Below are 22,229 nucleotides of genomic sequence, written 5' to 3'. Positions count from 1 at the left end.
GGGAAGAAAGAGACAGAAAGTATCGCCTTTTCTATCCCTATTTTACCACATTCTTATGGTTTACTCAATATGACTTCAAAATAAAACATTGACAATATCGCGCCATTGTGATATAATTGTGCAAATGCAAGAGGCAAAAAAATTAATGGAACAAGAATATGAAACTCGCAATCTTCATATTCCTTGTCGGCAGGAGAAAAATTTCATGAAATCCTATAGTCAAATCGTTGAGGAAGCGAAAACAGAAATCCCTGAGGTAACCGTCGACGAAGTAAAAGGCGAACAGGAAAAAGACAGCGATTTTGTGCTACTCGATGTGCGTGACGAAGATGAATATCGCGCCGGCTATATCCCGAACGCCGTGCACGTCACACGGGGAATGCTGGAATTCTCGGTTGAAAACTACATCCCAGATCGAAACCAAAAAGTTATCGTCTATTGTGCAGCAGGACTCCGCTCTCTTCTCGCTGCCAAATCCCTACGCGAAATGGGGTACACCGATACCATTTCTCTTGCGGGTGGATATCGCGATTGGATGGCAGCGGGTTACCCGACAGCACAAGATAAACCGATGAGCCATGAGCAACTCGATCGCTACAGTCGCCACTTTATGCTCACTGAGGTTGGGGAACACGGACAAGCAAAACTCCTCGATGCTAAAGTCTTAATGGTCGGGGCAGGCGGTTTAGGCTCCCCCGCAGGCGTGTATCTCGGTGCTGCCGGTGTGGGTCATCTCGGTATTATCGACTCCGATGTTGTGGAACTCAGTAACCTCCAGCGTCAGATACTTCACCGCACAGAATCTGTCGGCACACCAAAGGTTCAATCCGCGACAACGACAATCAAGTCACTGAACCCGGATATCGACATCACGCCGTATAACCTCCGCCTGACCGCAGATAACGTTGAAGAAATCTTCTCGGAATACGACCTCATTGTTGACGGATGCGATAACTTCGCGACACGTTATCTCGTCAACGATGCCGCTGTGTTGATGAACAAGCCGATTGTCCACGGCAGTATTTTCCAGTTTGAGGGACAGGTATCGCTCTTTAAACCGCACGAAGGACCGTGCTACCGATGCATGTACCCAACACCGCCCCCTCCGGGCATGGTGCCCAGCTGAAGCGAGGCTGGTGTCCTGGGCGTGCTCCCAGGCGTAATTGGCGTTATGATGGCAACCGAAGCAATTAAATACATTATCGGTATCGGCGAATCCCTCATCGGTAGGCTCGTCCTATACGAAGCACTCGGTATGACCTATCGTGAAATGAAAATCAACCGAGATGAGAACTGTCCACTTTGTGGGGATAATCCCGTCATTACAAAGTTGATTGATGATTATGATGCCGCGGCGGAAAATCCTGATACCTTTGCCCCCGCCGCTGATTAACCCTTAGCACTCGATCTTGTGATCGAAACGACTCCGCGGAGGGAAGTATATGCTACCTTGTCCTGATTGTAATAATCCGTTGACGCAGTTTCCGATTGAAAAAGATGATGTAGATCTCGTCAGTTGTGACGGCTGTTACGGTGTTTGGCTTGTGTATCCGGGTGATGATCTTGAGCGTGTGGATAACGTCACTTTTGATGACCTCGTTGAAGTCTACGGCACCGAATACCCCATTGATGTTGACCCAGGGACGGTCGAACTCCCTGAAGAAGTCGAAGACGCGCTCATGTAACGTACAGAATACACACTGTTTTCTATCACAGTGGAAGCGATTTTCAAATCATTTTACGAAACCAAATGTAGAAAAAAGTAGCATGTTTTTTTCTAATGTGCTATAGTAACTTTAATCCACTCTTCTAAGGAGGTTTGTTGTTAATGCGAACGATCATTTTATTGGCGATGCTGAGTCTCATTGTTTCACCGGCATTCGCACAAAAATATATTAGTTGGGAAGCGGAGAACTTCAACGATTCAAACGGCACAAAATTTGAAGTCTTTAATGTCCCGACCGATCACCCCGGTAACGCCGCTGAAGGTGTAGACGATTACAGTGTTACAGAAGCATCCGGTGGTGCTTACATCGGTTCACACAACGGCGTTACAAACGATGGTGGGGACTGGGTGAAATATGAATTCACAGTCGAAGCGGACGATTGGCACTTCTGGGGACGTGTAATTGCTCCGTCAGTCGGCGATAATTCTGCCTACTGGGCATTCGATACCGCTGATGGGGATATCGAATCTGCCAATAATGCCACGATGAATATCTGGGACTTCTTTGAAGTAGAGTCTCTCCGGGTTAACTATACAACCGATTGGGTCTGGTTCCGGTTGAATACGCGCGACGGTCCCTTTGAGGGAACCGAACTTGTCCAGCACGGTGACGATCCTGTCCCCGTGGAATTGGACGCGGGTGACCACACACTCCACATCGCGCATCGCGAAGACGGCACATACTTCGATAAAATTTTCGCGACAACGGATGTTGAATTCGATCCGAATGAAACCGATCCACAGACCGCTGTTGAAGCGCAAAACAAACTCACGACAACTTGGGGTGCGCTCAAAGGCGGATTCTAAGGTGAACAAACACTTAAAAGCACCCACTCGTTGGGTGCTTTTATTTTTAACAGGCAGAACTTACGCCCACTCCTCTTTTGTAGCACAAACTTTATGAAGTTTCAGAAAATATTTCGATATTTCGATGAGAGACGATTCTCAACCGCGGCGCGTCTGTAATCCTGAAAATCCTTGAATCCAGTAAATCCTGATTCAGACAATTACTATCGCACATTACGGAAAAATTGAAAAACGACTGTTATCTCTCGCCCGCTCCCAAAACAGGGACTCTCCCACTCATCTCCCTGATACTCATCTGCTATACTGTGAGTCCGTCCGCTGCTGAAACGACACTCCACTTCACTGAGCAGACGCAGCAAGCAGGTATCCATTTCAAACACACTAACGGCGTATCCAAAGAGAAATACCTACCGGAAACGATGGGATCCGGTGGACTCTTTTTCGACTACAATAACGATGGACACCTCGACATATATCTCGTCAATAGCGGCGCACTCAGCGGCGCGTCTCAACTTTACAGAGACCCTAACCACATGAACGTCCTCTATCGTAATGAAGGTGATGGAACATTCGTTGATACCACAGCAGCAGCCGGACTTCAGCAAAACTACGGTTACGGCATGGGATGTCTCGCGGCAGACTACGACAATGACGGCGATGCCGATCTGTATCTCACGAACTTTGGTCGGAATCAACTCTATCGGAACGATGGGGACGGTACCTTCACCGATGTTACGTCGCACGCCGGGGTTGGGGACGGCAACTGGAGTGTTAGCGCGTCCTTCGGAGATTTTAACCTCGACGGACACCTCGACCTTTATGTAACAAACTATTTGGATTATCAATTAGAGACCGCCCATGCGTGCTTTCTGGGAGGTGTTCATATTTATTGTGGTCCCCATGAATACCCGGGTGCGCGTGATACACTTTATCGGAACAACGGGGATGGCACATTCACAGACGTTACGACTCGCGCCGGCGTTCGCAACACCGGTAAAGGGTTAGGGGTGCTCTTTACAGACTATAACAACGACGGTTATCCTGACATTTTCGTTGCGAACGACGCTGTTCCCGATTTCCTTTACCAGAACAACAAGGATGGCACATTCACAGATGTCGCCATCACCGCAGGGGTCGCCTATAATTCAGAAGGTCGTGCAACAGCGAGTATGGGGATCGCTTCCGGCGATTACGATAACGACGGCGTTCAAGATCTCTTCGTTACGAATTTCTCTCTGGAAATCAATAGTCTCTTCCGCAATAATAATGACGGTTTTTATACGATGACAACCTTTGAAGCAGGACTCGCTGATCCAGGTTTCTCAAAACTCGGATTCGGGACCGAATTCATTGATGCAGATAACAACGGCTCTCTGGAACTTTTCGTTGCAAATGGGCACGTGTGGGACAACGTATCAGAGATTACGCCATCGCTCTCCTACAGGCAACACTGCCAGATTTTTGGGAACACAGGAACAGGAGAATTCAAAGATTTATCTGAGACAGCGGGTCAGTTCTTCAAACGTCCCATTGTTGGGCGCGGTGTCGCTGTTGGTGATTATAACAACGATGGCGCGATGGATATTCTTATTACCTGTTGTAATGAATCCCCTGTTTTGCTGCGGAACGATTCCCAAGTCCACAACTCTGTGAAAATTCGTCTCGTCGGGACCGGAAGCAACCGCGATGGAATCGGTGCGAAGGTGTGGGTTCATACAGATGAAATGACGCTCTTCAGAGAGCTAACGTGTGGTGGAAGTTACGCCTCTGGTAGTGAGCGAACGCTCCTTTTCGGCATCGGTGCCCAGAAAACGATTCAATCGATCGAAGTAAGATGGCAAAGTGGACACACCCAAAAGCTTGATTTCTCAGATGCCGAGAGTCCCGTAAACCAAATTATTCACGTTGTTGAAGATCCATTGAACTAAGTCCATTTCCATAGATATGAGTTCCCTTCATCGGATCAAATTTGGGTAGGACTTACGCATGCCATCCCTCGTCTTTAGCCCCAGATGAAGTTTAACAAAATTAGTAAAATCCGATTGGAATCGGAATATCGAGAGTTTCGGTGATTTATGTTGACTTTATCGATTTCTACGCGTATAATTGTACCGTAATTACCCTTGATTGTAGGGGCAAGTTCGGAACGCCTCAATTTTATGAATCCTAAAATATGTGAGGAATAATCGATTGGCTCAACAGAAAGCAACCAATATTACGTGGCACGACGCGAGTGTCACGGCAGAAGATAGAGAAAAATTGCTGAATCAGAAAGGCTGTGTGATCTGGTTTACAGGTCTCTCCGGTTCAGGTAAATCGACGTTAGCAAACGCCGTTGAACAGGTATTACATCAACAACAGCATCACACCTACGTCTTGGACGGCGACAACGTCCGCCATGGCTTGAATAAGAATCTGGGTTTCTCACCCGAAGATCGCGAGGAAAACATCCGACGCATCGGTGAAGTGGCGAAACTTTTTGCAGATGCCGGCACCATCGTTATGACAGCCTTCATTTCGCCCTATCGCGCCGATAGAGATCAGGCAAGAGAGTTGATTGCTGCAGGTAGATTCGTTGAAGTTTTCGTGGAGTGCCCGCTTGAAGTCTGTGAAGAACGCGATACGAAAGGCTTATACAAAAAAGCGAGGGCTGGAGAGATTAAGGAGTTTACGGGCATTAGTGCGCCTTACGAACCCCCTGTTGATCCAGAGGTCACGGTGAATACAGCTGAGCTTTCGCTTGAAGAATCCGCGCAGGTTGTTGTCTCATCTCTTGTGAAAGCCGGTTTAGTTCCGAGTGGAAATTAGACGAGAAACAGAGATAGACGGTTAACACGAAAAATGCCACGCAGAGAGGGAGACCTGAAAATGGAATCAGTTATCAGGAACTTCAATGAGAACGGGTTCGCTATCCTGCGCGGCGTTTTGGAACCCGTAACGCTTGAGGCTGTTAAACACGAGTGTGAGGCGTTAGTCGCTGAACTGGCATCGCGCCGGTATGCGGAAGGAAAATTGACAGACACCTATCCCGATGCCGCTTTTGAAACCCGTCTCATTCGGCTCTACGAAAACTATCCCGACGAAAGCCCAACTATTTTTCGCCCGGAACTCCATCGGGAAGGCTTTTTCGGTGTGTTCGCACACCCCGCCCTCCTTGAACTCGCTGGCATTATCCTCGGTCCAGAGATCCGATTATACCCTAACTACTCGGTGCGTCCGAAGCTACCGGAGAACAAACGAACAGAGGTCCTATGGCATCAAGATGCCGGTTATACCTCAAAAAAGGCGGATGTCTTGCGGATGATGAATGTCTGGACGCCTTTAGTGCCAGTCAACGTTGAAAACGGGTGTATGGAATTCATTCCCGGAAGCCATAAGTGGGGTGTCGTTCCACACGAAAAGGACGAGTACTATCTACGCATACAAGATGATTATATCAAACCCGTTGAGGCGGATGCCGTCCGTGTTCAAATTCTGCCGGGGGATGTCGTCATTTTCAGTAATCTTCTGTTCCACCGCGGGTTACCGAACCGCGCTTCACATATCCGATGGAGTTTAGATTGGCGTTATCAAGATGCCACACAACCGACGCTTCGGACGACCCAAGGGCATCTACTCCATTCACACACGATGCCGGATGCAATCGTTAAGGATGCAAAAGCTTGGGCACAACTCGAATTTTCCTAACCGCAAGGTAAAATTAAAAATCCGCAAGGGAAAATTAAAAATCTTTGAATCATGAACCGATGTGCGTAGTCCGTAACGAAGTGGAGGACGGATCTACGGAGGGGCGCGTTCCCCATCTAACCCTACTGACCGAACCGCAAGGTAAAATTAAAAAATGAAACTTATTCAATTTCATCTACCGAACTTAGGCAAGCGAGTTGGGATTGTCACCCGTGATGAAGAAGTGATAGACGTAACGAGCGAGGAATCACCCGGTGTCTTAGAGGTGTTAGAGCTTGCTGACAGGGAACAGATAAGCGTTGGTGTCATACTTGCCGACATCCAAGAGAAAGTGGCAACACCCCCACCGATGCAACTCCGTGCACTTCCAGAAGCAGGAAACGAACCGACCGAACCCGAAGGGCTCACGCTCAAAAAATTAGATGTCGCCCCTGATGAAAATGTCCCACATCTCCTATCCCCGATTGATTCGCCTGAAGTGTGGGGATGCGGGGTAACCTACAAACGGAGTGCGGACATGCGTGATGACGACAGTGAACAGGACATCTATAGTCGTGTCTATTCCGCTGACCGTCCAGAAATATTCTTCAAAGCGACCCCCACGCGATGCGTCGGACCCAACGGCTTTATCGGCATTCGAAGCGATTCTGCCTTGACAGCAACCGAACCAGAACTCGCCTATGTGCTTGGTAACAACGGTGAAATCATCGGTTATACCCTCTGTAACGACGTATCCGCATGGGACATTGAACGCGATAACCCGCTCTATCTCCCACAATCCAAAGTGTTCTATGGATGCTGTGCACTCGGTCCCATGTTCCTAACACCCTCCGAAGTGGACGATCCCTATAACCTTGAGATGCAGTGCACCGTTCTTCGTGATGGAGACGCTATCTATCAAGGTGAGGTCAACACGTCTCAAATCAATTGGAAGTTTGAAGAACTCACCGAATTCCTGATGCGGGATAACCCGATTCCGTTTGGCACTATCGTTTCAACAGGCACGGGCATCATCGTCCCGAACGACTTGCCGCTTGCTCCAGATGATACTGTCAAGATAGAAATTGATGGGTTCGGCACGCTGTCAAACCCTGTTAAGCAACTCTAAGAGTCTGCATAACGTCTGGGATTAATAGGCGCGGGGTATCTGCCTCGTCAAAATTAGCAAAAGAAAGCAGCCTGCAACACCGGCGCAGGCGGATATACGGAAAGACGCTTTATGCATCAAACCCACCTGACCGAACCGCAAGGAATAATTAAAAAATGAACACCAACACTGAACCTTTCATCGGCATGCACAAAACGGAATTAGACACGCCGGCGTTGCTCATTGATCTGGACAAAATGGAAGCCAACATACAGACAATGGCGGACTACTTCAGCACAGTAAACACAATGCTGAGACCTCACGTGAAGACGCATAAAACCCCTATTATCTCGCACAAACAGATTGCCGCGGGTGCCATCGGCGTTACCTGTGCGAAACTCGGTGAGGCAGAAGCAGTCATCCACGCTGGCGTTCGAGATGTGCTAATCGCGAACCAAATCGTCGGTTCACATAAGATTGCTCGGCTCATCAACCTCGCGCGGCACTCAGAGATTATGGTCGCTGTCGACAATCCTCAGAACGTGCAAGCCATCTCCGATGCGGCTGCCGCTAAAGGCGTAACCATCAGGATGTTAGTGGAAGTGAACGTCGGCATGAACCGATGTGGTGTTGAATCAGGTAAACCGGCATTAGAACTGGCAAACCAGATTCGCCAAAGTTCAAGCCTGAAGTTTGAGGGGTTAATGGGTTACGAGGGGCATACCGTTGCAAAGCCAGACCTGAAGGAACGAAAAGCAAACGTGCGGGAAGCCATGCAACATCTGATTGACGCGAAACACTACCTCGAAAAGCATGGTGTTGAGGTTTCCATCATGAGTGGTGGTGGCACCGGGACCTTTAACATCACGGGAAGTATCCCAGAGATGACAGAGGTCCAAGCGGGTTCTTACATCTTCATGGATTCCACCTACCGAAACGTAGAAGGTGTCGGAGATCAATTCGACTGTTCGTTGTCTGTATTGGCAACAGTTGTGAGTTGTCCAGACCCACATCGAATCATAGTAGATACAGGCTTGAAAGTGCTTGCAAAAGAGTTCGGGGTTCCGCAACCGATCGGTATAACAGGCGTAGAGATGACAGGACTCTCTGAAGAACACGGCACTTTAAAAACTGTTGGGCAGGGGTCCGATACCAATGTTTCCCTCACCCCGGGGGATAAACTTGAAATTTTACCATCACATTGCTGCACAACGGTGAATCTCCACGACAGATATTACGGCATCCGCAACGGGATTGTCGAATCTGTGTGGAACATCGCAGCGAGAGGAAAATCGCAGTAATGATTACGACAACCACAAACACCATTGAAGGCAGGCAGATTCGACAATATCTCGGACTTGTTACGGGTGAAGCTATCATGGGGGCAAACGTTTTTAGCGACTTTCTGGCAAGTATCACAGACTTTGTCGGTGGCCGTTCAGGAGCCTATGAAAGTAAATTCGGGGAAGCCCGTGAAACCGCTCTCCAAGAATTGGAAGCAGAAGCACAGCGCAAAGGTGCTGATGCTGTCGTCGGTATTGACATTGATTACCAGGTTCTTGGTGCCAATAACGGTATGCTAATGGTGACAGCGACTGGAACGGCTGTCAAAACGGAATGAACTTTCGTGGGAGGGGTTTGTAACGCCGATTTTCTTTGGGATACGCGTATCCCAGGAAAATATGGAGAAAAGCGATTCTTTACCGCAAGGAGAAATTAAAAAATGAGAACACCCCATTCTATCTTTAAATTAAACACCATCCAGAAATTTGGTTACCTTTCCAGTTTGCTTGTTGTGACTTTCCTCATGCTGATACAGGCACCAGTAGAAGGTTACATCGCAAAACGGTACACCATCAGGCAAATCGTTGCGGAAAGCACCAATGTCGTATTCGGGACGGTCTCGGAGGTTAACGTCGAACGAAAAACTGCGAAGGTTAAGGTCGAAGAAAACCTTAAAGGCACGAGCGAATTTCAGGAGATTCGGATTCGGTTCGATGTCTACAAGGGAGAGGCAGACCACAGAGACGAGATTATCCATTTCCTGAAAGCAGACGAACCGATTATTGTCTTTTACCTGAAAAAGGGTGGACGTATTGATAGTCTCGCACATACAAGAGGAAGATGGTTCCAAACCCAGGTCACGACGAAGAACAAGGAACGCACAGAGTGGGGCTGGTGGCTCTTTACGCACTTTGAGAAATACCTCAACAGAGACAAGGTCTCAAAGCGAGATTCAACATCCGATTTTCAAGAAGAATTGCGTAACTTACTCAGTGGCGACGCGTTGGAACTCCTGCTACTCAAAACGGATAGATATGACGCAGAACCTCGCGCGATCGGTGAACTTGATGCAGTAGCAGACTTCGATCTCGCTTATCATGCGACGACTGACCGGAATCTACCGACCCTCAGCGAAGCAGACATTCTATGGATCGGATTCCGCTCACTTTCCGAAGGGAGATACCGGCTTAACAAGAAACAGGAGAATCGGATTAAGGAATTCGTGAAAAACGGGGGTATTGTTATCGCCTCTGGACAGGATAGTGATAAGGAACGTCCCTGCGGTAGTGGTTGGCTACCCGAACCGCTTACGGGCGTGGAAAGCCCATCTCGGAACGATTTTCAAACCACCCGCTACGCTGGTGAACTCTTTAAGTCACCGAACCGTATCCGATCAGGGCAACTTTCACTTGATGATTCATGGAGGGGATGGAACGAAAAATATGAGATCCTCGCGACAACTAATGCCGGTAAAGAGATCGTCGTCGCTAAGTTGAAACACGGCAAAGGGATGTATCTCGTTACGAACCTCCGCAACCAGAGCGGGTCGCAGGTCTCTAAGAACCGTCGAATGCTTGAGAATTTGGTGCATTTCGCTGTCCGATTTTTGGAAGAATCCGAATAGCGGGGGGAAATCAAATGAGAAAAGCGAAATTGAAACAGAGAATAAAGAATAGCCATCGGTTTCCGATAGCCATTCTACTGGGTCTCCTCTTTATTTTCTTAGATACCTCTGCAAAACCTGCACACGCAGTCATTCCGCAGCTGCTGGGACCGCTCACAGCACTGCTAAGCATCGTCCCGCAGATCCTTGCTTTTGTTGGTGTTGCACTTATCACTGGACTTGTGTTCGCACGTGACACGACCAAAATGCTTTTCTATAAATTCCGGGACTTTGCAACTGCCCATAAAGTCACCGCCTCTGTTCTAAGTATAATTTTCCTCGTTGGATTTGGTTGGGGATCCTATACATTCGTTCGGATGACCTTAGTTCCAATCGCATCATCCCCTGAAGCAAAGGTGCACAGAACGGAAATAGGGAACACACAGGCGAACAGGTCTTGGTCAAGTTTCCGAGGTGGAAAAAGCCGAACTGGGCATGTGGATACCCTCTCAGGACCAACGATCGGAACCCCCGCATGGGTTTTCAAAGATGAAGAGCCGATGGCGGTTGACTTCTCCTCATCTCCAGCGGTTGTTGGCAACCGACTCTATATCGGTTCCGCGCACGGCTCAATTTTTTCGTTAGGCGGCGCGACTTACTGTATTGATACAGAATCGCAGAAGATTCTTTGGCGGTATACTTCTCCGACCCCAATATTTTCATCGCCTGCAGTCGCTGGTGGTAGGGTTTACATCGGTGAGGGGTATCACCACGACAGCGATTGTCACCTCCGATGTCTTGATGCCCGCACGGGTGAACTTATCTGGTCGTTCCAAACAACGAGTCACGTTGAATCAACGCCATTCATCAGTCAGGGGAAACTCTATTTTACAGCAGGTGCTGATGGGGTCTACTGTATTGATGCATTAGAGGGAGAACAAATTTGGCACTATCCAGCCGTTCACGCCGATATGTCGCCTGTTTTGCATAAGGACAAGGTTTACTTCGGCACAGGCTATGGGGATTATAAGATTTATGCTGTTGATGCGCAAACAGGGGCTGAGATATGGTCAAAACAGATGCCGTATCCTGTGTGGGGAAGTCCCAGTGCAGATGAAGATATAGTCTTTTTTGGGCTTGGAAGGGGTAACTTTTCGGATAGTGATCCGATACCCGCAGGTAAAGTTGTTGCTCTCGACACAGAAACTGGCGACATCGTATGGGAACATGAAGCAGAAGATGCCGTCCTAACGGCTATTTCCGTTCAGAACGGTTACATCTTCTTCGGTTCGCGTGATGGGTATGTCTATTCTCTCCAGTCAACAGATGGACAACTCAACTGGAAAACTAACCTCAGTGGACCCGTTGTTTCCTCACCGGCTGTAACGATGGATACTATCTATGCGGCAACGAAAAACGGATACATCTACGCGCTTTCCACTGACAATGGAAAGGTGCAGTGGGAATTTGATACGGGAATAATTAATAGAAACATAGAGCTGTATTCGTCCCCTGCAGTTGCCAACGGCTCGCTTTACATCGGCTCAAGCGACCGATATATTTTCTGTTTTGGCGACGATGATACTGATAAAATTATTGGTAATCGGTAATCAGGAGCAAGAAAATGAAAAAGTATATTTTAATCGCAACGGCTCTACTCATTTTAATCTCAAACACGATAACATACGCGCAGTGGCGTAGTAAAACTCATGACGTTTACAATGCGTTTACAATCCCACCGGGTGTTGACATTAAGATAGGTGATTTCAGCGAGTATTGGGAAGGGGTCTTTGAAACAGTTAAAGGGACCGATGGAACTATTTTCTGTGGTGTCGAATACTCTGGAAATGTGTTTGAAGAGCACAATGGTGGAAAGTGGAAAGGACCCGATGACCATCAAACCTGTTTCGCGATTCTCTGGAAACCCGAGGCAATTTATCTCGCGATCGCCGTTGATGATGACGAACACGAACACGCTGCTGCCGCCGCGTGGAACGGTGATGGTGCGCAACTTGCCTTTGAAATGAGTGGCAAACGAACCGCTGGACAGCAGATGTTTCTCTACAATGTCGGCTTAGATGATAAAGCGGAAAACATTATCCAAAATGCACTCAATGAGAATCCCGGCGGTGCAGGTATCGTCCCAGACGAAGATATCGCGGTTGTCCGAAACGAGGATGAAAAGGAAACTTACTACGAAATTAGATTCACAGCCGAGGAGCTGCAGGTAAAAGGTAAGAAATTCAGCGAAGGCTTTGAATTCGGACTCGGTATCTGCGTGAATGATGGGGATAGAGAAGCAGGACAAGAGGGACAGAAGGGATGGAGTGGGTGGTATACCCATTCTATTGTCTTCGGAAAGAACTCGGAGCATACGGGTTTGGTCGTCCTTACCGATGAACAACTTGCCGTTGAACCCGCCAACAAGTTAGCCACAACATGGGGGCAGCTCAAGGCGATTCACAATTAGCAAGCAGCAGTCAGCAAAGACGCAAGCGTTACAAAACGCCCTCTTTTCTTACCGACTGCTGAGAGGTTTTTCGCAGAAAAACCGACCTGACGGCTGACTGCCATTTCACCGACTGCCGATAGCCGATCTCTAATGATCGTGATGGTCGGATTTGTGATAGTGTAACCGCAACAGATCCACACCAAAATCGTCTGCGATGTGCCGCCACACGGAATGGATGTGGTTCGCATTGTTCTGCGTATTGTCATACTCTACAAAGAAGAATGGACCGTGTAGCCTATAGTAGTGTGGTGTCTTCGGAGACTCTCCTCCCGCCCAAGCGAAATGGATATCGTTAACACTCCCCTCGCGTAATTTTCGGAGTTCGATGTGCGCGACTTCATCAGGGAGTCTGTCGATGTATTCATGGACGAGGTTCATCAGGAGTTCGCGCTGGGATGTTTCCATAGATTCTGCGGCTAATCCCTCAACAGCCTCAAACTCAACTTTAGGCACGTCACGGGTCAAAATATCGGAGGGTGCATCTGCGTTGATGATTGTTTGCCCCTTCTGTGTATCATTCAGGCTTGTAAGGAGTTGGCGCGCCATATCTTCCTCGGCGGAAAGTACTCTTAATCCCTTTTTGTCACCTTGGGGTACCTCTGCCGGATTCGAGCCGAAGAAAGACGGATTCGGCGAAATAAGTTCACGATTGACAACGGTAAAATTGAGTGAGACATGGTGCCCCTCAGCACGCCATCCCCATGCGCCATTACCGGTCGGATCGCCGAAAACGGTGAAAAAATAGAGTCCAGGATCTCGGACCAATCGTGCCTCGCCAGCGGCTTTTTCAATCTCGCCAAGCGTTGTTTCCAAATTAATAATTGCACGGGCTTTCTGGTAACCCTTCACACTCAAGCCGCTTTGCATGAGAGCGAACGCCGCTTCCTGCTGCTTTGTATTGAGTTCATTGAGAGAAACGCCTTCCCGTTCCCACATTTCGATCGGAATGTAGTGCCACCGGAGTCGTTCATTCCCATCAAATGGAAGTGCTGTCTTTTGACGGAGTGCAGGCGTTAGTGTATCCAAAAAGTTGCCTGCTGCTTGTGCCATCTGTTCCGCTGTCGCCGAAGCGGGAATAAACAAAGGCTTATGTTCGGGATCGGTATGTGTGTGTGCCATTTTTTAATTTTTCCTTCCGGTTCGGTCAGATGAGTTCAGGATTTGACATGCCTTCTCGTAGACCCAGCGCGCCCGTTGATTGCACTTACGCGCTTTCGCCAAAGATTGTAACAGTCATAACGTCAACTGTAAATAGTATCGCAAAATCTACAAAAAGAGTCAATACCTTTTCTCGATAAAACTGAATGGCTCTGTAGCAGAATAAGATTCTTGACAATCGATCATAAATTTTGTAAACTTATTTAAACCGCTTCCGTTTAAGAAGTCAGAGAGAATAGAGATGTAGATTTGGGCGCATTTTAGCCCCAGCGGGCGGCATGTTTATAGCGGGAATTATGGACAAATTGATTGACGATGAAATGTTAGTTGCCCAGTTTCAATCCGGTCGCCAAAACGCTTTTGATGAGTTGATGAAACGCTACAAAGCCAAGATTTTCTCGTACCTTCTGCGCTCTGTCAGAAATTATGAGGATGCCGAGGATATCACCATCGAAGTTTTTTTTAAGGCATACCGCGCCCTTGACAATTGGCAACCGAAAGCCAAGTTTTCAACCTGGCTCTATAAAATCGCGTCCAATCTCGCTATTGATTATCACCGCACGAAAGGGCGGCATCCTGTCTATGCCTTGGAGGATATGGAAATCCCTGAAGCGAACCTCGTTGCCACCGATCTGCACAGCGACCCTGTCCAGCAAGTAGAAGAGCAGGAACGCGGACGTATCATCCGTGAGGCGGTCGATCAGCTCTCCCCGAAACAGAAAGCCGTCTTTATGTTAAGTCGATATGAAGGTTTACAACTTAAAGAAGTCGCTGAAACGCTGGATATGGCGGAAGGAACCGTAAAGATTCACCTTCACCGTGCAGTAAAACGTCTACAAACATTGTTGCGTCCCCTCTGGGAAAATAATGAAATTTAAAGAAAGGAGAAGCATTTATTATGCCTAAATGTATAAAATCCGAAGGGCAAGCGGTTGATTACGCTTCTAAACTTCTGCCTCCAGAAGAAGAAGAGCCCTTCGAAGTACACCTCAAGGACTGCCCCGACTGTACCGAAGCAGTTCAATCTTTTCGTGCTGTCCTACAATTGACAGACACGGCACAAGCAGAATTGCGTGTGCCTGAACTCGCTTTACAAGACATTGAAATGAATGTGTACAAACGTCTCGCCGCGGCACACGAACGAACGCTGCTTTCGCGGGTGCGCGCATCCATCCCTAACTTCGGTTCCTTCTTCCACTGGTATAGAACTGCTGCTGCGAGTACTGTTGTGATTGCCTTGATCACGATCGCTCTTCTATGGGGAGAACTCTTTTCACCAGAACCCGAGCAGTTGTTGCCTGATACGCAATCCGCTGTCGCCCGGATCGAACAGTATCGTCAGCAGGACATCCAACGGAATTTAGAAGAGGCGTTCATCACACATCATCTCCGAAATGATGCGTGGGAAACAGAAAGCCGGCTCCATCGGATGAAGGAGCACGCGCATGGGACCAATTGGCTGAAGGTTGCAGATGCCCATCTTCAGAACCTGCAATCCGGAACCTTAAACACGCCATAGCGGAATAACAAGAGCATTTTTAAATGATTAACACCTGGCCACCACTCCTTTTTAACGGCTCGCAAAGTGTTAGAGACAGCGGTTGGATCCATACCCGGAGGCCAATGAGAAAAAAATGTGGAAGCAGCTTCCTTGCTCCAGTGGAGCAACAGGTCTATAGAGGACTTATATTTCTCTCACACGTGCTGCTGGTTATTCTCCTCTGTCCGTTTGCTTATGCTCACTTTGAAGAGGTGCACGTCTTAATTCAGGCAGGAGACTACACCGAAGCCAATGATAGACTGGAGGCACTCGCGGAATCTGCCAAAGACATTACTGTAAAAAGTTGGTGCTACTCCCAGATTGGCGAGATCCACTATAACTATACGCACCAGTATACCAGAGCAATCGAGGCTTACGATAAAATTCTAAAACTGTCGGAGGCACGCCAGCACGATGATAGTGATGGCGTGACCTCCGAAGAGAAAAATGGGCTTGCTGCCGAGGAACTCTTCCTCGCCATTATCAAAAAAGGTGATGTCCATAGCCGTATGGGCAATTACCATGACGCTATCCAAACTTACGATAGATTGATTAAACTTGCACCTGCCTCGCATTTCGTGCATAAAACCGGTTTACGGAAGATACGTGATATTAACAACGCACTCTCTGACCTAAGGGAACAGCAGCGTATTGCGATCCAATATAATGGCACACCCCTTGCCGCCATCGCTCAATTTCAGATCGCTGAACTCTATCGGAATCATTCCCAACTCAATCAGCCCGAAAAGGCAATTGAGGAATATGCATCACTTCTACAAGCACATCCTGATACGATTATGGCACCAGAAGCGAGGTGGCGCATCGCACATTTACGGCATACCGTTCTGAACCAATCGGCTTTAGCAATGGCAACCTACAGAAAAGTCATTGAAGATTACCCCACGAGCAATTTCGCTGCGGAGGCACTCTTCCAAATGGCAAATATCCATCGCACAGCCGAGAAGCATTCCTTAGCAATCCCCATCTTTGAGAAATTGAAACAGAGATACCCGAACTTCTGGAATATGCATGCCGTTCTCTATTGGACAGGCGTTTGCTATGAAAAAACTTTGAATTATCCGAAAGCAATAGAGGCTTTTGAAACGTTTCTTCATGCCTATCTACCGCAACTCGATCCGGGGTATTTAGGACAGATCTCAATGCATGACAAAAGCATACCTGAGGTGAAAGCGCAGATCGGTAGGAAAATAGAGGAACTCGCAGAAGAGATGTCGGAAACGGAATTAGAGCGGTTGAACAAAGCGAGTGCAGATCGAGACTTCTCTGAAGCTTTAAGTATCGCTCGACATCTCATTGCCACAGCACCGCATACGCCGCAAGCAGAACAGGCGGCGGAACGACTGCCGACACTTCAGCAGCTTACAGCCATCGAAATTCTCCGTGAGAAACTCCAAGACCAAAACTTGGCACCCATAGAGGCTGCGCGTACACGGTTGCAAATTGGGACTATTTACGAGCGGAAGCCGTTACAGGACTATCCAAAGGCGATTGAGGCATATCAAGAGGTATCGAAACACCACGCTGATTTGACACATGCCGCCGAGGCACTCTATCGCAGCGGACTCATCTACGCTGAGCAACTCTCTATGCATAATGAAGCAATTCAGGCACACAAAAAAGTTATTGAAACGCATCCGAACACCTTGCAAGCAATGATGGCAAACTTTCAGTTGGGTGAACTCTACAGAAAACTGAACCGCTACAACGAAGCACTGCATGCCTACGAAACGACGATTGGATATCCAGAACGGGATCGCTACCTCGCGGGGGGATATAAGGACAGTTTCTCCGATAGGGCACAGTTTCGGATTGGACGTGTCCATTACGATGACAGACGCTATAGCGAGGCTCGTTTCGCTTTCGAGGAATTCATTCAAAACCGGACACAGTCGCCACGTCTCGCCGCCGCTTACGTCTATCTCGCCACTATTTGTGAAAATCAAAGTGAGCCTGCACAGGCAGCTTACTATTACAAAAGGGCAGAAAGTCTACTGACGGACAATCCTGTGCAAATGGCGATGCTCATAGAAGAAGCGAGTGCGATCGGAGATTTACATGCTACTGATTCGGATGCAGTGATGCGGTTTATCAAAGAAAATCGAAAACGGCTTGGAACAGAAAAAGCAGAACCTAATCAATAGCGATTAGCAGTCAGTATTTTGTTTTGGAATTGGCGGGTGTTGATTGTCTGAATCAGGATGAGTGCCTAAAGTTTTTAGCACGCCGCTGCTCGTGTTGGTTACTTCCATAGTGCCACTGCTATCGCGACCCCGAGAGCAACAAGAGCAATACCAGTGGCTATCCAATTTCGAGCAGACTCCCATCCGGCTTTACGTCCTTTGATTTCAGCGACATCTACCTCAACATTCAGAAGCCGACTATCAAGGGTCTCAAATTGCCTCGTGTGTCGTGCATCCATTTCAGTGAGTTGTTGCGTAAATCGGGCATCCATTTCAGTTATCTGCTTTGACAACAATTCGTATAATTCTTGAGGGGTCATTTTATTTTCTCCTTTCGCATGGAAATCCCGATGTTTATTCTATATGTTAAGGAGCATGCTTAATTATATGGGGGCGTTATCTTTCGATCCATATCCCATTATAACGCATTAACTACATTTTGGCAAATCCAAAGTTGTGAAATTATATCATCACATGAATTTCGACTTCCACACGGGGATATGCAAATCAACTCCTCAAAACCGAATCTAACTCGACAGGATAAGGTTTTGCCTCCGTTAAACCTTTATGGGAATCCAGCAATTTTTTGAGTTCTGCGGTTGTTCGTGTTTGGATGTCATGCAGATTCGGAAAATCATATACCAACGCCCCGTCTCGGATAATCGGAATTAGCAGGGGCTGCCCCTCAGAGATAGGTTCATCCCAGAGTGTTATGCAATCCCTAACGTAATTCCCATCTGCATCAGCACTGCGATAGATCTGCTTTTTGCCCGGTATCGTGGCTTTAGAGGGTTCATCAAGCGACTGTTTCCCGACAGGTCTGCCGTCACTTTCGACCAACTTGTAAACACCACTGAGCGCAGAGGTTCCGCCTTCACCAGTGATTGGATCGAAATTAGCACCCGTCGCGAGCCGTGTGCCTACGCCGAAACTATCGATCGGTGCACCGTTTTTGAGCAGCGTATCTATCTGGAATTCATCGAGTTCATGACTCGCGATGATTTGGACATAATCGAGTCCTGCAGCATCAAGGATACGGCGGACCTCTTTACTGAGCGTTAAGAGGTTGCCGCTGTCCAATCGGATGGCGCGTAATCTTGCGCCGCGTCCCTCCATCTCCTTTGCGACAACGCAAGCGTTTTTCGCTCCTTGAAGTGTATCATACGTATCAATCAGAAGAGTGGTATTGTTCGGAAAGGTTGTCGCGTAATCGCGGAAGGCTGCTAATTCGGTAGGACGTTCGGAGATGAACTTATGCGCCATCGTCCCAACGTAAGGTATATCGAAATATTGTCCAGCAAGCACTAACGATGTCCCGCTCGTGCCCCCGATGAAAGAGGCACGGGCGGCAAGGATTCCTGCATCTCTGCCGTGTGCTCGCCGCGCACCGAAGTCGAATACCGGTCTGCCTCGTGCGGCTCCTACAATCCGTGACGCTTTTGTGGCAATCAGCGTCTGAAAATTCATGACACAGAGCAGATATGTCTCAAAAAGTTGGACATCCCTGGAGCGACCCGTGACATTGATAATGGGTTCATTCGGAAAAACAAGCGTGCCTTCAGGGACAGCAAAAATGGAACCATCAAAGCGGAAGTCTTTAAGAGTGGCAAGATATTCAGGACTCAGATCACCCCGTCGTGCCAACCAATCAAGTGTGGCATCAGTGAAGCGTAAATTTAAAACGTAATGAATAACCTGTTCCAATCCAGCCGTTATAAGATACTCACCTTGCGGGATTTCGCGGACGTAATAGTTCGCCGTGCAAGTGTTAGACCTCTCTGGTGTATCGCTCTGGGCATTGAAATCTGCTTGCCCCATTGTGAGTTGATAGTAATCAACAAAAAGGGACATATTATCTTCTATGAGCAAGGCGGATCTCGGTGGGGAAGACTGGAAGACTGGAAGACTGGAAGATTGGGGGGCATCCATCCTTCCATCCTTCCCCTCTTCCAATTTTGCTCCTTCCTTCCGTCCAATGGATTTCATAGGTCCTCTCCCTCGGTGACAACGAGTCTCTGGTTGACAGACAGGTTCCGATGCGTATCCACTTGACCAGAGGGCCAGATAATCTCAAGAGTATCGACTTTCCTGTGGGTCCCAAGCCCGATCTCAAGTGATAGACTATTGGTCGATCCAAATCCACACCCGCCACTGACTTCTCGGTAAACTACATCATCACCCATGCGAAGGGTGACTTTAGCACCAATCCCGTCCCGATTACTTTTGGTCCCGACCAACTTTAGGGTGAGATAGTTGTTTCCAGTCCCAGTGTTGCGATAGAAGAGATTATGCCACTGGTCACCGATAAACGCGCCGCCGACAGGAACATAGATGTCAACATCACCATCCGTATCAATATCACCGAAAGTTACGCCGTGTCCTTTTCCGATGTTCCCTAACCCCAGAGCCACCGTCGCATCGGTAAAAGTGCCATCACCGTTGTTACGGAAGAGCGCATCCCGTTCGAGGCGTCCCATCTGTGGCGCGCCCGTGGCAAGATATATATCAAGATACCCATCACTATTGATGTCCCCGAAGTTTGCGCCCATCGCGCCATAAGCGTGATAGAGTCCAGATTCACGGGTGACATCTGTAAAGGTGCCATCACCGTTGTTGCGATAAAGCACTTGCCGATCAGCGTCGTGTGTGGCAGTTCCTGTGATTTGGCCCGCGATGAAGGCTTGAAAAGAGCCTGAGTTAGAGATGAAAATGTCCAGATCTGCATCGTTATCTACATCTAAAAAGAAGGTAACAAAAGCGTCCGTAACAGGGAGGTTCATACCTGTCGTCGGGGTGACATCGGTGAAAGTGCCATCGCCGTTATTGCGGTAAAGTACATTGGATTGTCCGTAGTTGATGACATGCAGGTCGATGTGTCCATCCTTATCGTAATCCCCCCAAGCGGTTCCAAGAGAATTGCCCGTATCTGCGACACCTGCGGCTTCTGCTGTATTTGTGAACGTGCCATCGCCATTGTTACGATATAAGACATTCGCCGCACCATCACCGATGACACCGTTAGCAATATAGAGATCGAGGTAGCCATCGTTGTCGTAATCCCCCCAAGCGGCACAGAAACTACTCTGCGGATCCGCAACACCTGCGGTGTGTGTGACATCGGTGAAAGTGCCATCGCCGTTGTTGTGATAGAGCGTGTTCTCTTCCGCACCCGACCAACCGCCACGCGTGATGTAGAGATCCGAATAGCCATCGTTATCATAATCGGCGAAAAGTGAACCCCAACCGCCTCTCGGATCAGCAATACCAGCTTCATTTGCAGTGTTCGTAAAAGTGCCATCGCCGTTATTACGGAAAAGCGCGTGTGGTTGATACGTGCCAACAGCGACGATGTCTAAATCTCCATCATTATCATAGTCCCCCCAAGCACTGCCGCGCCCGCCATCGACTTTGTCCATTTTTAAGTCGGGTGCCATATCGGTGAATTGGCTTTTGGATGGAAGATTGGAAGATTGGAAGACTGGACTTCCACCTTTCCCTTCTGCTTCCACCCTTCCCTCCTGCTTCCATTCCCTTTGGATTTTAAATTCCTCTGGCAATTCCTCTGGATAACCACCGAGTTGACTATATGCTGTCCATAAGTTCCATAAAGTTTCGGGATCGCGCGGTTTCAGGCGGAGCGATTCCTTGAAATTCTCAACGGCTTTTTCAGGCGCGCCGTGTCGGAGATGATAGACACCGAGATAGTAGTACGCACCCGAATGCCGACGATAATTTCGGATAATATTTTCAAACCGTTCAGCGGCTTTGTCTGCTTCACCGAGTCGAAATTCGGCTAAACCGAGTTGGAGCATCGCCTCCAGATTATTCGGTTCGAGTTCCAGTACCTTTTCAAACTGTCTTTTAGATGCAGAAAGATCCGGGACAAGCATCTGTTGTGGCGCGCCTAAGAAGTAACCGAGTCTGATACGCGCCTCGGTATCGTCAGGATTCACCTCCAACGCATTGGTGAGCGCAGTCGTAGAATCAGAAAAGCGTTGTTGATAACTGTAAACCTGTGCCAACGTTAGATACGCTTTGGAGAGTGTATCTTTCGCTTCGGGAACCTGTTTAACCAATTCTATCAGCGTCTGCAACGTATTTTCAGCACGAGCAAATTTTTGTTGTCTAACATAAGTCCGTGCGAGCAACATGCGTGCATCGTGGGCATTGGCATCAATCTGCAGACACGCCTGAAACGCTTTCTCCGCTTCCACGAAGTTATTCATGTCCAGCGCGTCTATGCCTTTCTGATAGTATGCCATGACTTGAGGATTCACATCACGCTGCGGTGCATCCGTATTGCATCCGATACTGATGAGGAAGATAAGGAAAATATAAAAAGTCGATCGCATATCTGTTTTCTTTTCTGAATCAGGATTTTCAAGCTTATTGAACCTACGTGGTTGAAAGTTCTCAGTGTCGCATTTGGAAGGTCTCATCTGCGATTGTTAGATTTCGCTATACATAGCACTCTGCTGGAGTGTGAGAGCTCGGAGCCTCGCTTTCTATAGGCATAGCACTCCACTTGAGCGCGGGAATTTGTCTGTCATCAGCTTAGCGTGCTGCTACAAGTGGTTGTTAAAATGATAACAAGTTTCAGGGGAAAGTCAAGGGGAAATGGAAA

General features: G+C 48.1%; 19 protein-coding genes. 15 read left to right on the top strand and 4 right to left on the bottom strand.

Annotated elements, in window-relative coordinates; all coding sequences use genetic code 11:
* The first annotated feature begins 205 nt into the window (after positions 1-205).
* The 12 genes from moeB (at position 206) to J4G07_04660 (ending at position 12,664) form a co-directional block, all read left to right on the top strand.
* Positions 206-1,393: a molybdopterin-synthase adenylyltransferase MoeB gene (gene moeB, locus J4G07_04715; protein ID MCE2413282.1), complete on the top strand. Its 1,188-nt coding sequence runs from the start codon at positions 206-208 to the stop codon at positions 1,391-1,393.
* A gap of 49 nt (positions 1,394-1,442) precedes the next feature.
* Positions 1,443-1,685 carry a zf-TFIIB domain-containing protein gene (locus tag J4G07_04710; GenBank protein ID MCE2413281.1) on the top strand — a complete coding sequence of 81 codons (243 nt, stop codon included), beginning with the start codon at positions 1,443-1,445 and terminating at the stop codon, positions 1,683-1,685.
* 143 nt (positions 1,686-1,828) lie between these two features.
* Positions 1,829-2,533 (top strand): hypothetical protein, encoded by a 705-nt coding sequence (locus tag J4G07_04705; GenBank protein ID MCE2413280.1) that lies wholly within the window; start codon positions 1,829-1,831, stop codon positions 2,531-2,533.
* Between the two features lie 224 nt (positions 2,534-2,757).
* Positions 2,758-4,461, top strand: coding sequence for a CRTAC1 family protein (locus J4G07_04700; protein MCE2413279.1), 1,704 nt, complete (start codon positions 2,758-2,760; stop codon positions 4,459-4,461).
* 262 nt (positions 4,462-4,723) lie between these two features.
* Positions 4,724-5,341 carry an adenylyl-sulfate kinase gene (cysC, locus tag J4G07_04695; GenBank protein ID MCE2413278.1) on the top strand — a complete coding sequence of 206 codons (618 nt, stop codon included), beginning with the start codon at positions 4,724-4,726 and terminating at the stop codon, positions 5,339-5,341.
* Between the two features lie 60 nt (positions 5,342-5,401).
* Complete coding sequence (locus J4G07_04690; protein MCE2413277.1) at positions 5,402-6,220, top strand: phytanoyl-CoA dioxygenase family protein; 819 nt, start codon at positions 5,402-5,404, stop codon at positions 6,218-6,220.
* A gap of 154 nt (positions 6,221-6,374) precedes the next feature.
* Positions 6,375-7,328 carry a fumarylacetoacetate hydrolase family protein gene (locus J4G07_04685; GenBank protein ID MCE2413276.1) on the top strand — a complete coding sequence of 318 codons (954 nt, stop codon included), beginning with the start codon at positions 6,375-6,377 and terminating at the stop codon, positions 7,326-7,328.
* A 155-nt stretch (positions 7,329-7,483) separates the two neighbouring features.
* Positions 7,484-8,608, top strand: a complete 1,125-nt coding sequence (locus J4G07_04680) for a DSD1 family PLP-dependent enzyme (GenBank protein ID MCE2413275.1) — start codon at positions 7,484-7,486, stop codon at positions 8,606-8,608.
* Positions 8,608-8,928 carry a YbjQ family protein gene (locus J4G07_04675; GenBank protein ID MCE2413274.1) on the top strand — a complete coding sequence of 107 codons (321 nt, stop codon included), beginning with the start codon at positions 8,608-8,610 and terminating at the stop codon, positions 8,926-8,928. The genes J4G07_04680 and J4G07_04675 overlap by 1 nt, the downstream gene beginning before the upstream one ends.
* Before the next feature lie 102 nt (positions 8,929-9,030).
* Positions 9,031-10,215, top strand: coding sequence for a hypothetical protein (locus J4G07_04670; protein MCE2413273.1), 1,185 nt, complete (start codon positions 9,031-9,033; stop codon positions 10,213-10,215).
* 29 nt (positions 10,216-10,244) lie between these two features.
* Positions 10,245-11,804 (top strand): PQQ-binding-like beta-propeller repeat protein, encoded by a 1,560-nt coding sequence (locus tag J4G07_04665; protein ID MCE2413272.1) that lies wholly within the window; start codon positions 10,245-10,247, stop codon positions 11,802-11,804.
* 14 nt (positions 11,805-11,818) lie between these two features.
* Positions 11,819-12,664, top strand: coding sequence for a hypothetical protein (locus tag J4G07_04660; GenBank protein MCE2413271.1), 846 nt, complete (start codon positions 11,819-11,821; stop codon positions 12,662-12,664).
* Positions 12,665-12,793: 129 nt separating this feature from the next.
* On the opposite strand, the gene J4G07_04655 is transcribed toward J4G07_04660, so the two are convergent.
* Entirely contained in the window at positions 12,794-13,825 is a 1,032-nt protein-coding gene (locus J4G07_04655; protein ID MCE2413270.1) for a DUF3500 domain-containing protein, read from the bottom strand.
* A gap of 335 nt (positions 13,826-14,160) precedes the next feature.
* Between J4G07_04655 and J4G07_04650 the strand changes: the two genes are divergently transcribed.
* From J4G07_04650 to J4G07_04640, 3 genes are all read left to right on the top strand, one after another.
* Positions 14,161-14,742, top strand: a complete 582-nt coding sequence (locus J4G07_04650) for a sigma-70 family RNA polymerase sigma factor (protein MCE2413269.1) — start codon at positions 14,161-14,163, stop codon at positions 14,740-14,742.
* Between the two features lie 20 nt (positions 14,743-14,762).
* The gene (locus tag J4G07_04645) at positions 14,763-15,383 is read left to right on the top strand and encodes a zf-HC2 domain-containing protein (protein MCE2413268.1); all 621 of its coding nucleotides are present in this window, start codon (positions 14,763-14,765) and stop codon (positions 15,381-15,383) included.
* Between the two features lie 104 nt (positions 15,384-15,487).
* Positions 15,488-17,566 (top strand): tetratricopeptide repeat protein, encoded by a 2,079-nt coding sequence (locus J4G07_04640; GenBank protein MCE2413267.1) that lies wholly within the window; start codon positions 15,488-15,490, stop codon positions 17,564-17,566.
* A 98-nt stretch (positions 17,567-17,664) separates the two neighbouring features.
* Here J4G07_04640 and J4G07_04635 read toward each other — a convergent pair whose 3' ends face one another.
* The 3 genes from J4G07_04635 to J4G07_04625 form a co-directional block, all read right to left on the bottom strand.
* Positions 17,665-17,925 carry a hypothetical protein gene (locus tag J4G07_04635; protein MCE2413266.1) on the bottom strand — a complete coding sequence of 87 codons (261 nt, stop codon included), beginning with the start codon at positions 17,923-17,925 and terminating at the stop codon, positions 17,665-17,667.
* 187 nt (positions 17,926-18,112) lie between these two features.
* Positions 18,113-19,591 (bottom strand): nicotinate phosphoribosyltransferase, encoded by a 1,479-nt coding sequence (gene pncB / locus J4G07_04630; GenBank protein ID MCE2413265.1) that lies wholly within the window; start codon positions 19,589-19,591, stop codon positions 18,113-18,115.
* Complete coding sequence (locus J4G07_04625) at positions 19,588-21,957, bottom strand: VCBS repeat-containing protein (GenBank protein ID MCE2413264.1); 2,370 nt, start codon at positions 21,955-21,957, stop codon at positions 19,588-19,590. Before J4G07_04625 ends, pncB begins: the two co-directional genes overlap by 4 nt.
* Positions 21,958-22,229: the final 272 nt, after the last annotated feature.

The sequence above is a fragment of the Candidatus Poribacteria bacterium genome, from assembly GCA_021295715.1.
Lineage (GTDB): Bacteria > Poribacteria > WGA-4E > WGA-4E > WGA-3G > WGA-3G.
This window is presented reverse-complemented; position numbering and strand designations above follow the sequence as displayed.